At 63.1% G+C, this 13,499-nt stretch carries 12 protein-coding genes; 3 read left to right on the top strand and 9 right to left on the bottom strand.

The genetic code is table 11. The features are described 5' to 3' along the window. Nucleotides 1-266 precede the first annotated feature (266 nt). Complete coding sequence (locus AC2FNB_RS18310) at nt 267-1,433, top strand: amidohydrolase family protein (RefSeq protein WP_480747874.1); 1,167 nt, start codon at nt 267-269, stop codon at nt 1,431-1,433. 2 nt (nt 1,434-1,435) lie between these two features. Here the strand turns inward: AC2FNB_RS18310 and AC2FNB_RS18305 are convergent, their stop codons facing one another. The 9 genes from AC2FNB_RS18305 to AC2FNB_RS18265 all read right to left on the bottom strand — a co-directional run bounded on the left by AC2FNB_RS18305 (nt 1,436) and on the right by AC2FNB_RS18265 (nt 11,579). Then, a complete protein-coding gene (locus AC2FNB_RS18305) occupies nt 1,436-1,861 on the bottom strand; it encodes a MarR family winged helix-turn-helix transcriptional regulator (protein WP_480747873.1) in 426 nt (141 codons plus the stop codon). Between the two features lie 64 nt (nt 1,862-1,925). Beyond that, entirely contained in the window at nt 1,926-2,507 is a 582-nt protein-coding gene (locus AC2FNB_RS18300) for an amino acid synthesis family protein (RefSeq protein WP_480747872.1), read from the bottom strand. Continuing rightward, nucleotides 2,504-3,085: an amino acid synthesis family protein gene (locus tag AC2FNB_RS18295; protein WP_496748326.1), complete on the bottom strand. Its 582-nt coding sequence runs from the start codon at nt 3,083-3,085 to the stop codon at nt 2,504-2,506. Before AC2FNB_RS18295 ends, AC2FNB_RS18300 begins: the two co-directional genes overlap by 4 nt. Further along, nucleotides 3,078-3,941, bottom strand: coding sequence for a UPF0280 family protein (locus AC2FNB_RS18290; RefSeq protein WP_496748325.1), 864 nt, complete (start codon nt 3,939-3,941; stop codon nt 3,078-3,080). Before AC2FNB_RS18290 ends, AC2FNB_RS18295 begins: the two co-directional genes overlap by 8 nt. 1 nt (nt 3,942) lies before the next feature. Next, on the bottom strand, nt 3,943-5,424 hold the full coding sequence (locus tag AC2FNB_RS18285) for a 6-hydroxynicotinate reductase (RefSeq protein WP_496748324.1): 1,482 nt from the start codon (nt 5,422-5,424) through the stop codon (nt 3,943-3,945). After that, a complete protein-coding gene (locus AC2FNB_RS18280; protein ID WP_496748327.1) occupies nt 5,414-8,164 on the bottom strand; it encodes a molybdopterin-dependent oxidoreductase in 2,751 nt (916 codons plus the stop codon). The genes AC2FNB_RS18285 and AC2FNB_RS18280 overlap by 11 nt, the downstream gene beginning before the upstream one ends. Beyond that, a complete protein-coding gene (locus AC2FNB_RS18275) occupies nt 8,148-8,990 on the bottom strand; it encodes an FAD binding domain-containing protein (RefSeq protein WP_480747868.1) in 843 nt (280 codons plus the stop codon). Before AC2FNB_RS18275 ends, AC2FNB_RS18280 begins: the two co-directional genes overlap by 17 nt. A 93-nt stretch (nt 8,991-9,083) precedes the next feature. Beyond that, a complete protein-coding gene (locus AC2FNB_RS18270; RefSeq protein ID WP_496748323.1) occupies nt 9,084-10,937 on the bottom strand; it encodes a TPR end-of-group domain-containing protein in 1,854 nt (617 codons plus the stop codon). A 123-nt stretch (nt 10,938-11,060) separates the two neighbouring features. Further along, nucleotides 11,061-11,579: a hypothetical protein gene (locus AC2FNB_RS18265; protein WP_480747866.1), complete on the bottom strand. Its 519-nt coding sequence runs from the start codon at nt 11,577-11,579 to the stop codon at nt 11,061-11,063. Nucleotides 11,580-11,855: 276 nt separating this feature from the next. Between AC2FNB_RS18265 and AC2FNB_RS18260 the strand changes: the two genes are divergently transcribed. After that, entirely contained in the window at nt 11,856-12,278 is a 423-nt protein-coding gene (locus tag AC2FNB_RS18260; protein ID WP_480747865.1) for a hypothetical protein, read from the top strand. A 103-nt stretch (nt 12,279-12,381) separates the two neighbouring features. Further along, complete coding sequence (locus AC2FNB_RS18255) at nt 12,382-13,263, top strand: LysR family transcriptional regulator (RefSeq protein ID WP_496748322.1); 882 nt, start codon at nt 12,382-12,384, stop codon at nt 13,261-13,263. The last annotated feature ends 236 nt before the right edge of the window (nt 13,264-13,499 follow it).

Genomic DNA, 13,499 nt, shown 5'->3' with positions numbered 1-13,499 from the left:
CTCAGCGAGCACTTGCGTTCGGGCTTTGCTTTGACCGCGCCAATTGTTGCAGCCTTTGCGGGTGGGATTTTTCCGGTGTCTCTGTGAAGTCTGACTAACGGCAAGCTTGGGGGTGTTTCTTTTGCCGCTCGATGGCGCATCCAAGTTCGAGCTTTGGACAATTGTGCCGGACGTTTCGAGGTGCGCCAAATCAACACTATGCTTGACGCACGCCCCAAAACTATTGGTATGCTAACAAACACCGGCCTATCGCAAGGGAGGAAGCGATGTCTGCCAAACTCGTCATCAGGAACATTGGCCTTATCCTGTCCGGCAAGATGGAGCACCCGATCTATGACGGCGACTGCCTGATCGCGGTCGACGGCAAAATCGCCGATTGGGGGTATGAGGCCGATCTCGATACCGAAGGCGCGGATACCGAAATCGATGCACATGGCGTGACGCTTGCACCGGGTCTGATCGACAGTCATGTGCACCCGGTCGTGGGTGACTATACCCCGCGCCAGCAACAGCTTCACTGGATCGACTCGACGTTGCATGGCGGGGTGACAACGCTGATCTCGGCGGGCGAGGTGCATATGCCCGGTCGGCCCAAGGATATCGTTGGCCTCAAGGCGATGGCGATTGCCTCGCAGCGCTGGTACGAGAATTTTCGTCCCTCGGGTGTCAAGGTGCACGCGGGCGCGCCGGTGATCGAGCACGGCATGGTCGAACAGGATTTCAAGGAGATGGCGGACGCCGGCGTCAAACTGTTGGGTGAGGTGGGTTTGGGCACCGTCAAGGACGGTAAGACCGCCAGACAGATGGTCGACTGGGCGCGGAAATACGGCATCCAGTCCACGATCCATACCGGGGGGCCGTCGATCCCCGGCTCAGGCCTGATCGACGCGGATATGGTGTTGGAAACCGGAACGGACGTGATCGGACACATCAATGGCGGGCATTCCGCGCTGCCGGATGATCAGATCATGTGTTTGTGTGAAAACTGTACTGCAGGTCTTGAGATTGTACATAACGGCAATGAACGTGCTGCTTTGCTCACGCTCAACACGGCGCGTGAACTCAGGCAGATGGACCGGATCATTCTGGGCACCGACGGTCCTGCCGGATCGGGCGTCCAGCCGTTGGGAATTCTGCGTATGGTGGCGATGCTGTCGTCATTGGGCGACGTTCCGGCCGAAATCGCGTTCTGCTTTGCCAATGGTAATACGGCCCGCCAGCGAGAGTTGGACACTGGGTTGATTGAACGCGGCTATTGTGCGGATTTCGTGCTGATGGATCAGGCGCAGCACGCGCCGGGCAAGACCATCCTTGAATCGGTTCAACTGGGCAATTTGCCCGGCGTGGGCATGACCATCATTGATGGTGTCGTCCGTTCAGAGCGCAGCCGCAATACGCCGCCGGCAACACGACTGCCGCAAGTTTTAGCCTGATTTCAGGCGATCTTGCGCAGCAGCCTGTTGAGGCTTCGCTGCTCGGAGGCAGTGAGCGGGGCCAATGTTTCGGCGGTGATCCGGCGGCCCACTTTTTGCATCCGTTCAACCAGAGCCGCGCCAACTGGAGATAGCGAAATAAGTGTACGCCGTTTGTCGGCAGGGTCGGGTTCGGTAAGCGTCAGGCCCTTGTCGCGTAACCGGTCCACGACACCCTTGATCGTCGCAACATCCATGGCCGCCAGACGTCCAAGGTGGTTCTGCGAGCACTTGCCCTTTTCCGAGATCCGCACCAGCGCCGCGAACTGCGTGGCGGTCAGCCCCTCGATCGTGTGGGCCTGAAAGATCGCCGCGTGACGCTGACTGGCCAGGCGCAGCAAATAGCCGACCTGATCGTCCAGAACATATGCCGTGTCGTCTGTTGCCATTTCACTTCTGCACTGGGTGCCGCCGGGTTCAATTCGTGCCGGTTCCAATATTCTTTCTAACGGTTTAACGCAACCCGTCCTTGCCTTCGGCCTCGCCTGCCGTCAACCCGCCAACGCGGGGCAGGGGGCGGCCGCTGTCGGTGACGGCGACGGCCACCATGATTTCGTTGGCACGAGGGGCGTCGTTCAGCCGGACCTCGATACCGTCGAAATGACTGCGGACATAGGCGGCGTCCTTGTGGCCCAGCGGCACGTCCAGCACTTGGCCCGGGCTGCCCATCTTTTTGGAGGACGGCACCAGCGCCGCACCCTTTTCGACCTCCTTGCGCAGGGGCGCGCCAAGCTTGGGATGCAGGATCGCGGCGGCATGTTCCAGCTCGCCATTCTCGCCAACCATCGCAGATTTTCCATAACTTTCAGCCTGTTGCGGGGCAATCCCCAGCGCCTCGACACAGCGGCGGCCCAGCAGTTCACCCAGTTCCGCGCCGGTTTCGATCAACTCGCTCAGGTCTTCCACGTAACGTCCGGCAAAGGGGTTTTCGATCACCGCGACGGCGACAGCCTTGCGTGTTGGTGGATTGATACCGCGCCCGGATTCAATGTGGGTTTCTTCGACATTTACGGCAATTTTGCGGATTTTTGTCATCTCAATCCATCCTCTCCCTTGATCTGCCAGGCTTCCAGCCCGCCTGAGCGGGAATGAATGCGCGGGCCGGTTGTCATTACCAGCGCAAAAGCCATCTCGTCGGCGCGTGGGGCGTCGTTGCAGCCGACCTCCATACTGTCGAAATGGCTGCGCACATAGGCGGCGTTGATATGGGTGATCGGGACATCGAGTCTTGCGCCTAACCCACTGACTTTCTTGGAAGAAGGGACGATTGCGTTGGCTTTCCCAAGCAGCTGGCGCATTGCATAGCCGCCGGGGGCGTGCCAGAGCGCGCCGTGTTCCAACTCGCCACCTTCGCCGATCAGCGAACCCTTGCCGTATCCTTCGACATTCCCGGGCCCGCCCAGCATGTCGATCAGCTTTTGCGCCATTTGCAGTCCGAGGGGTTTGAGATCTTCCATAAATCCTTGAATATCAGTTACATAACGCCCCGCAAACGGGTTCCTGATGATCGCCAGAACCGAGGCGCGGCGCAGCGGTGTGTCCGAGGCCGGGCCGCCTTCGTGATAGATTTCCTCCAATGAGGATACGGTTTTCCGCAATTCAACTTTATGCAATTTCCAGAACCTCCTGCCGGGTTGCCGAGACCATTCCACAACTGCCCACCAGACGGGACTGATCGCGCAGGGTCAGGTGTGCGGCGCGCAACTTGTCCGTTTTGTACATGGTTTCAGCCACCTGTTGTCCGTTTTGTACAGCCTGGCAGACCTCGTTTTCGCTCAAATCGCCGCAGCCTGTCGCCACCAAACGGTCACCCAGATCGCTGTCATCCTGCACCTGATTGGCGGGAACCCGACGGATGGCCGGGTGACCGGGCAGGTCAACCGCGTTGGCGATGAGGGTCGCTGCGACATCCGCCGAGGCCGCGTTGCGGGCGAGGACGGTGACGCTGTCGGCGATGCCGAAGGAAAGGCTGCGCCCACCGAGGCCCGAGGTGGCGAGACCGCCAATGCCATCAGACGCGTGAACGGTGATGCGGCCAAGGTTGCGCCCGTGCAGATCCTGCATCGCCATCGAAAAGCGCTCGTCTCCGGCCAGATGTATGGCGATGTCGCCGCCATTGTTGACATAGGCGCGCCGCAGGTCGGCGGCGGACAGCATCGCGCCCAGTACTTCGTCGGCGACGGCCCCGGCGACCGCAGCCATGCGGGTGACAAAACGGGCGCAGTGGGGAAGGGTCGCGGAATGCATCCTGCGGGCGGTTGGCCCCGAGGGTCCGGGCCTGTCCGGTGTCATGGGCGCACGCAGTGTTTCCAGTTCGTCCACCAGTTCCTGAAGAATGGTGTCGAACCGGGCACGGGCGGCATCAAAGGCGCGGTCGCGTTCGCCGTCCGCGCCGATGATCAGGTCGATGGGGCCGTGCTGCAGGTGCAGCCGGGTTCCGCAGGGGAGTATGGCGGCAACCGGCCCCATGTCAGCGCGCCCACCGGAAATGCTTGCGGTCGGTCGGGTCGGTGTGATGTTCGTCGGGCGGCAGGACGCGGGCGTTTTCGGAGACGACCTGAGCGACCGGTTTCACCTCGCCCATATGCCCGCCAAGTGCGGCATAGTCGCTGATCCGCATGGTGAACTCGATGGGCGCGACCAAAGCGGGTGTCGGCACATAGCCGAAGGATTGCGTCGGCATGTCCAGCACGTCGACCATCACGGTGATGCCGCCACCGGGCCAGACATAGCTTTCGGCGCCGCCGCAGGTGACAAAGGCCAGCGCGTCCTTGACCGACTTGGTCAGGCGCACCGGGTTTTCGGTGACGCCAGCGCGCAGCGACCCGCCCGCGCCCCCCATGAACAGAACCGAACAGACAGAGGGTTCGCAGTTTTCGGCAATCAGGTCGGCCGAAGCTTTCAGCCGGTCGGGGATTTGCACCGGTCGCGGGGTGAGCGTGTCGTCAAGCTCGAAATAGGCATATTGCTCGCCCGTGGTGGACACCATCAGCAGGCGCAGGCCGGGCCAGGCGACCTCGGGCTTGAACTCGCCCAGGATCACCAGCGGGTCGGTGATGTCGGTGCCGCCCCAGCCGGTGCCGGGCTCGGCCACCTGGAAATAGCGGCCCGGTGTCGAGCGGCGGCCCTTGATGCGGATGCCCGTGTGCGGCACGTCAAGCATCCGGCCTGCCTGATGTTCGCTGAGCACGCCGGTGATGTGATCGTCGACCACGACCACTTCGTCCACATGGCCCGTCCATTGCTTGGCGAACATGCCGATGGCGGCAGAACCGCAACCGACGCGCATCAGCTTTTCCTCGACCCCGTTGATGATGGGGGCTTTGCCTGCCTGAACCACAACGGTGGTTTCGTGGCCCGGCTCGCCGATGACCATTTCCACCGCTTCGCGGTTGCAGAGCTTCAGGAGGGCATCGCAGGTCACGCGGCCCTCTTTCTTGGAGCCGCCGGTCAGGTGTTCGACTCCGCCCAGCGACAGCATCTTGGAGCCGTATTCGCTGGTCATCACATGGCCGATGGGTTCGCCGTCGACCCGCACCACATCGCGTTCGTGGCCGATATGGCGGTCGGTGTCGATCTTCACCTTGACCCCGCAATAGGAGAAGATGCCTTCGGTCACCACGGTGACCATGTCGACGCCTTCGACCTGCTGGCTGACGATGAAAGGGGCGGGTTTGTAGTCGGGATAGGTGGTGCCCGCGCCCACGGCGGTGACAAAGGGGCGGTGACCCTGCAGGATGTCGCCATCCCAGTCGCCGGGGGTGCCGCCCTCCATGAAGGGCACCAGTTTCTGGTTGGTGTGTTCGATCACGGTCAGCGCGTCGAGGCGCACCAGCTCGCCGCCGTGGTTGGCATAGCGGTCGCAGGCGCCCGAACGCCCGTCGGCGATGTAGCAGAGTACCGGGCAGGCGTCGCAGCGGATTTTCTCGGGTTTGACGCGTTCAGTGGCCATTGGCGTGGTCTTTCAATGCTTCGCGCAGGCGCGATGGCGTGGCGGGCCCCTGATAGAGGCGCACCCCGCAGGCATCCTTGATCGCGTTCAGGATTGCGGGCGCGGTGGGGATCAGGGCGTGTTCGCCCAGCCCCTTGGCGCCATAGGGGCCGTGCGCGTCAGGTTCTTCGATGATCAGGGTTTCGACCGGGGGCATGTCGCCGATCGTGGGGATCAGGTAGTCGTGCAGGTTCTCGGTGCGGCCGGGAATGTATTCTTCCATCAGGGCCATGCCCAAACCCTGTGCGATGCCGCCTTCGACCTGACCCTCGACCATCATCGGGTTGATGGCGCGGCCCACGTCATGCGCGGCGGTGAAGCGCAGAGGTTTGACGGTGCCCATCCGGGTGTCGACCTCGACCACCACCAGATGCGCGGCATAGCCGAATTGGGCATAGGGGATGCCCTGGCCGTTTTCGTCAAGCGGTTTGGTGGGCGGATCATAGGTCTCTTCGGCGCGCAGGACGTAACCTTGGGCATCGGCAGGCAGGGGGGCGAGATCGATCTCGTGGGTGCGGTCGCCGTCGGTGATCTGCAGGGTCGGGCCGGTGAGGGTCAGCTCTGCCTCGGGGCTGGCGTTGACGCGCGACAGGATCTCCGCGCGCAGGGCTTCGCCCGCCAGCTGCGCGGCCTTGCCGGTGACGTAGGTCTGGCGCGAGGCCGAGGTTTTGCCGGCGTCGGGCGTGACGTCGGTGTCGGGGCCGATCAGGGTCAGCTGCGTGGTGGGCAGGCCAAGCGCGGTGGCGAAGATCTGGGCGATGACGGTGTTTGCGCCCTGCCCGATATCGGCCGCGCCCTGATGCAGAACCAGCGTGCCGTCGGCGCGGATGCCGCCCTTGATGGTCGAGGGGTTGGGCAGCGAGGTGTTGCCGCAGCCGTACCACCCGGCGGCGATGCCGACACCGCGTTTGAGGGTCCGGTTTTCGGCATTGAAGGCGGTGGCCTGTTCGCGTTCGGTTTCCCACGCGGGCCGCAGCGCTTTTAGGCAGGGACGGATGCCGACGCCCTGATCGAAGACCTGACCGCAGATTGTCGGTACGCCGTTTTCCAGCGCGTTCGAGATGCGGAATTCCAGCCGGTCGATGCCCAGCCTGTCGGCCAGTTCGTCGAACAGGCTTTCCTGTGCCAGCGCCGATTGAGGAACCCCGAAGCCGCGGAAGGCGCCGGAGGGGGCGCAGTGGGTGTGGATGCCCTTGGCCTCGGCCCGGTAGTCGGTGAACCGGTAGGGGCCGGAGGCGTGGACAGGCACGCGGTTGGCGACGGTCGGCCCCCAGCTGGAATAGGCGCCGGTGTTGAAAAGACCGTCAAAGGTCATGCCGCACAGCTTGCCATCCTTGGTGGCGCCGATGCGCAGGTGCATGTCCGAGGGGTGGCGCTTGGTGGTCGATTGCATCGACTCGGTGCGGGAATAGGTCAGGCGCACCGGCTGGCCGGTCTTGAGGGCGGCGATGGCGAGATAGGGCTGCACCGAGATATCCAGCTTGGCCCCGAACCCGCCGCCGGTGGCGGTGGGAACGATGCGGATCTGGTCGCGCTCCATGGCGAGGATGTCGGCAAGGCTTTCGAGATCCATCACCGGGGCCTGGGTGCAGGCGTGGACATGCACGCGCCCGTCCACGACATGGGCAAACCCGGCCTCGGGTTCGATATAGGCGTGTTCGACAAAACCCGAGCGGAAGCGGCCCTGGACCACGATATCGGCGCGGGCCAGCGCCGCCTCGGCATCGCCATGTCTGACGAAGCCCGAGGTCATGACATTGCCCGCGCGGTCAGGGTGCAGCAGGGGGGCGCCCCTGGCCATCGCCTCGGCCATGCCCGTGGTCGCGGGCAGTTCCGTCCACGTGACCGGGAAGCTGCGCGGATCGAAGGCGGCGATGGTGTCGGGTGTTCCGACGATGGCGGCCACGGCCTCGCCCCGGAACCGGGTCTCGCCGGCGGCGAATACGGGCTGGTCGACAAAGCCCGGAATGGTGCCGAAGAGGTTGCGCCCTGGCACATCCGCCGCCGTCAGCACCGCGGCGATGCCCGGAGTGGCGGCAAAGGCGTCGAGGTCGCCAAATTCGAAGGCGTCACGGTGATGGGGAGAGCGGATCACGTACAGTTCGAGCGTGCCCGCCGGGGCCACATCGTCGCCGAAGGCTTCGGTGCCCGCGACCTTGGGCAGCCCGTCGAGGCGGGGGATGGCCGCGCCGATATGGTCGTCGTGGTATTCGCGCCTGATCGGCTCACGATAGGTCTGCACCACCGCATCGATGATCTTGCGATAGCCGGTGCAGCGGCACAGGACGCCGCCGAGCGCATCCTTGACCTCGTTCTCTTCCGGGCGCAGGTCGCGGCGCAGAAGGGCGGTGGCCGAGACCAGCATGCCGGGTGTGCAGATACCGCACTGCGCCGCGCCGTGGGCGTGGAAGCTGTCGGCAAGGCGCTGGGTTACCGGCTCGTTCCGGGTCAGGCCGGTGAGGGTTTCGACCGTTTGTCCCGCCGCCTGATGCGTGGGCGTGAGACAGGCACAGACGGCCTCGCCATCGACAAGCACGGTGCAGGCCCCGCAATCGCCGGCGTTGCAGCCGATCTTGACGTCGCGTGCCGACAGGCGTTCGCGCAGTGTCTCGGACAGGCGTTCCCCCAGGCGGGGGCGCACGGCAACGGATTCGCCGTTCAGCCTGAACTGGATCAGTGCGTCATCAACCCGACCGTCCATCGGAACCTCCGGCCTTGTGAATTGCGCGCAGGATCTGTTCGGCCACCGCATCCGCGCGATAGGCCGCGCTGCCGCGGATGTCGTCGATCGGGGTGAGCGGGGCGAGGTGGGCGTCGCGCACATCCACCTCGGCAATCGTCTTGCCGGTCAACTCCTGTTCCAGTGCGGTCAGGCGCTGCGCCACGGGCGAGCAGGCGCCGACCGCGATGCGGGCCTCGGCAATCCTGTTGTCGTCATCCAGCGCGATCAGGGCCGCGGTCATGGTGATCGAGATCACCAGATAGCGCCGCGCGCCCAGCTTTTCAAAGCTGCCGGTGGCGTTGTCGGGCGGGGCGGGGATCAGCACCGCCGTCACCATCTCGCCCGGTTCGAGCGCGGTTGCGCGGACACCGGTGATGAAGTCGGACAGGGGCAGGCTGCGGGTCGCCCGGATCGAGGTGATCTCGACCTGCGCGTCGAGCGTCAGCAGGGGTGGCACGCCGTCGGCGGCAGGTGAAGCGTTGCAGAGGTTGCCCGCGACGGTTCCGGCGTTCTGAATCTGGATGCTGCCCACCTCGCGCGCGGCCGCCTGCAGGCCGGCAAAGGCGGGGGGCAGTTGCAAGCGGGTGATATCGCTCCACCGTGTGGCCGCGCCGATGCGCCAGTGGCCATCTTCGCGCCGGATGCCGCGCAGGCCCCCGATGCGGGTGATGTCGAGAAGGTCGGTCTGCAACGCGCCCTGCGGCTTGGACGGATAGAAATCGGTGCCGCCCGCAACGATTCTGGCCCCGCCAGCGGCCAGGGCATCAAGTGCTTCGCTAAGTTCAGTCGGTGCGAGATACCTCAAACAGCCGCCCCTCCCCGGATGCCCATTCTTGTTTGTGTACGAATGATATTGAAGGATTGCGATTCGAGTCAATGATGTGCGGGCTGCCGCCCGTCACGTTTGTGCGGGCGGGCGGCTCATCCGTGCGCGCCATATCTTCATCAGGTCGTCGAACCGGGGGTCCTGGCGCAGGGGGGCCAGATCGGGGTCTTCGGTGGCCCATTTCATCATCCGGATCGGCCGGCCCTCCATGATCGATTTCCCGAGATACGCGAGGGCGTTGTCGCGATCCCCGAGCATCGAATAAGCGCAGGCGATGTTGTAGGTCGAGCGCGGATCGGCGGGGGCGACATCAACGGCCTTTTGCAGCCAGTCCAGCGCCCTGTCGCGATCACCGAGATGGATCAGGGCGAACGCGCCGATATAGGCGGCGTGCACATTGCGGTCGTCATATTCGAACAGCCTGCTGGCGATCGAGAATGTCTCGTGCGCGAGGGTCAGCATTCTGTCCCTGTGGCCAAGTTCCTTCCACAGGGTCATCAGCATCATCTTGGATTGCAGATCGTCGCCCCGCACCCTGGCGGCCTTGTGGAACAGGTCTGCCGCGGTCTCGAAATCATTGTGGACCACATGGAACATGCCGAAGTTCCAGAATGCCTCGTACAGCATGGGGTCGATTTCAAGCGCGGTGTTGAATTCGCGGATTGCACCAGCGGCGTCGTCCTTGAGCATCAACACGAAGGCGAGTGAAGCGTGGGCCTCGGCCATGCCCGGCGCGACCTCGAGCGCGCGGCGGCTGTTGGCTTCGGCGGTATCGAGCATCTCGGGTTCGGACGAGTAGAAATGGTAATAGGTCGCGTCGCAGTCGGACAGGCCGGTCAGCGCGATTGCATAGCCGGGGTCCAGCTCTACCGCCCTGAGGAACAGTTTGCGGGCATTTTCGAGGTTGTCACGGCTCATGCTGTGCATCAGTTGCCGACCCTGAAGATAGCAGTCATAGGCCTGAAGGTTGCGCGTGGGCACGCGTTCGATGGCCTTTTTCTCTTTCGGGGCGATGACGATTTTCAGGGCGTCGACGATGTTGCGGGTGATTTCGTCCTGCACCTCGAACACGTCGGTGAGGTCGCGGTCATAGCGTTCGGCCCACAAATGGCCGCCGGTCTGGCCGTCGATCAACTGGGCCGTCACCCGCACCCGGTTGCCCGACTTGCGAACGCTGCCTTCGAGGATGAACATCGCGTCCAGATCGGTGCTGATCTGGCGGACGTTCACCGACTGGCCCTTGTAGGCAAAGGTCGAGTTGCGGGCGACGACGAACAATCGCGAGATCCTGGACAGGTCGGTGATGATGTCCTCGGCGATGCCGTCCGAAAAATATTCCTGTTCGGTATCGCCGCTCATGTTGGAAAACGGCAGCACTGCGATGGAGTAGCGTTCGGGGGTGGCGGGCGCAGATGAGTGCGGCGCGGGTGATCCGGAGGCGATCTGGAACACATGAACCGGCTTGGCGATGTTTTTCAGCTGTTTCAGCCCCAGGTCGCGGAAGGCGCAGTCGACCTTGCCGACAACCATATCGTGGGCGGGACCCGAAAGGCAGATGCTGCCCGGTTCCGACAGGCTTTCCAGCCGGGCCGCAACATTGACCCCGTCGCCATAGATGTCGTCGCCATCGACGATCACATCGCCGAGGTTGATGCCGATGCGCAGGGCGAACGCGTCGTCGACGAGCGACAGGGTCTGCTGGATCGCCAGCGCGCATTCCACCGCGTCCACGACCGAGGTGAACTCGGCGAGAAATCCGTCGCCCACGAGTTTGACGATGCGACCGTTGCGGCGGGTGATCTGGGGGTCGAAATGGTCGGCATGATGCTGCTTGAGCGCGGCAAGCGTTCCGGCCTCGTCCGAGGCCATCAGGGCGGAAAACCCCACCACATCCGCAATCATGATCGCTGCAAGCCGGCGCGTCACCTTGTTTCCCCCTTCTTCGTACGATCATACGACGTCCGCGGAAGGGGCGGAACTGCTTATCTGAGCGCCGGTTCGTCGTTTAGCGAGGAAAGCCGTGCTGGCGGATCTCGGCGGATCATCGGTTTAAAACCGGCGCTCGGTATCGCGCGTCAGGGTATAGGTCTGGCGCCAGATCTTTTCGAACAGCGGCAGGGATCGGGTGCGATAGACCTCGTTTGCCTGCAGGTCTTGCCCGGATTTGAGCAGGTCGGCGACCAGCAGGCACAACGCTATAGCCTCTTCCAGATCCAGGATGATGGGCTGGAGTTGGGAGGCGAATTCCGGTGAAAACTCACCGCGCCGGATGCGGGCCTTCAACTGGTTCAGATCGGCCTGAACGATTTGTCTGGGAACGCCGGACAGCGAATCCAGTTCCGATCCTTCCTTGGTCACGGGTGTGACCCAGCCGCCATGCACCGCAATGAGCGCCTGGGATTGCAGGTGGTACAGGTGGCGCGAGTCGTGTTCGAGTTTGACGATGGTCCTGTATTGCAACAGAAGATCGGCATCCGGATCGGTCTTGTTGGCGGTGTTGTTGGCCCAGGCAGAAGACAGGAACAGGGTCAGGACCGTTATTGCCGAAAGAAAACACCTGCGCGTCATCGATTACCCCCTCGATTGCGGCCATCCTATCATTTTCGGGCATTTTTTGCCATTTCTCAGCGATTTGGGTCGGCGCGGCCGAATATGCCGGGACTTGGAGGTTTTTCAGAAACATTGGTTGGTAGGGCTTGGTGTTCTCATGGGCCGCTCAGCCAGACTGCGCATGATAGCAACGCCGGGTTTCCGTGTTAGAGTCGGCGGAACTTCGCAGATGCCCGTGCCCTGAATTGTCCGGATTTCACGTATATGATAGCGAAACGATATCGGGACGGCGCAATGTCGGCAATCAGTCTGCCTTGTGCCCGCCCCCAAAGAATAAAAGCACAAACCGAAGGTTCGGGTGTTTCGACCACAGTTCTGACAGGCGGTATCAAAACTGTCTGGCAATGGTTCCTGAGTAAGATTTTACCGACGCGGTCGACGTTCCTGCCTTTGTCCCTGATCGCAGCAGTGTCTTATGGCAAGGGATCGCAAAAGATGTTGATGGCACGTCAGCTGGCGGATGTCGAAGACCTGTATCGGCGGGAACGGGAGTTGCGCCTGATCTTTGTCTCGCAACAACGCGACCCCCTTTTGCTGGGCCTTATGATTGCAATGTGGGGCATGCTCGGGCTCATTGTCCTGCGTATTGCCGACTATCATTTTTCGGTGCTGGCCAAAGCCGCGTTTCTTTGGGAATTCATCCTGTCGATTTGTTAGGCCTCGGACAGGTATCGTGTTCTGCCGGAGCCATTGCGAGGGCTTACACTTGGTGCGTCGGGCGGTATGTTGATGTACCCGCACTTTGGACCAAGGACCGCTCATGATCGAATTGCGAGACCTGCAACTGCTGAGTGCCCTTGCGCGGCATCGCCATTTTGCCAAGGCGGCCGAGGAATGCGGGATCTCTCAGCCCGCGTTTTCGATGCGCATCCGCAATCTGGAGGAGCGGCTGGGCATCACCATCGTGCGCCGGGCCAACCGGTTTCAGGGTCTGACCGACGAGGGTGAGATGATCGTGCGCCGGGCGCGGCGCATTCTGGGCGACACCAAGGCGCTGGAACAGGAGGTCGCGTCGATCCGGGGCGAGATTTCCGGTTCGTTGATTCTGGGCGTGATCCCGACGGCGCTGGCCTTTACCGGTCGGCTGGTGCGGCGGCTGCATCAGGCGCATCCAAAGATCGTGGCGCGGATCGACTCGATGTCCTCGACCGCGATCCAGCAGGGGCTGGACGAGGGGACAATCGATGCGGGCATCACCTATGGCGACAGCATCGGCACCGATCTGCGCCATGTGCAGCCGCTTTACGAGGAAAGCTATGTGCTGTTGGTGCCAGCGCATATGACCGACGAAACCGGGTCGATCCCGTGGGCGCGGGTGGCCGAGTTTCCGCTGTGCCTGCTGGAACCGCAGATGCAGAACCGTCGCATCCTCGACCGGATTTTTGCCGAGCTGGGCCTGCATCCGCGCGTGGTGGCCGAGACCAGCGGCTTTACCGCCGCCATGGTCATGGCGCGCGAGGGGCTGGCGGCGGCGGTGGTACCGCGCGTGCTGATCCGGGCGCTGGGCGACCCGGAGGGCACAAAGGTGCTGCCGCTGGTCGAACCCGAGGTGTCGAAACCGATCTGTCTGGCAACGCTGGAACGCGATCCGGAACTGCCGACGGTGGCGGCGCTGCGGCGGGTGGTGACCTCTTTACGGTGATAATTTGTCGTTATCGTGCGATTGAGATTTGCGATTTGACGATATGATGAGCTGATGAGAGACCGGGGCGTCAGTCGGAGGGCATCATGGCACCATTGGATACCAAGCCAGCAGGCGCGCCAAAGGGCGTCTGGAAGTCAGGTAAAGGCAAGGGGCGGCGCACGCCCAAGGGCCGTCAGTTCACGGATGAGGCACAGGCCGAGATTGCGCGCCTGCTGGGCGACCGCCCGCGCCGC

This window comes from Ruegeria sp. BHSB058 (assembly GCF_059613285.1).
The sequence above is the reverse complement of the archived record's forward strand: the minus strand, read 5'-3'. Positions and strand labels throughout refer to the sequence as shown.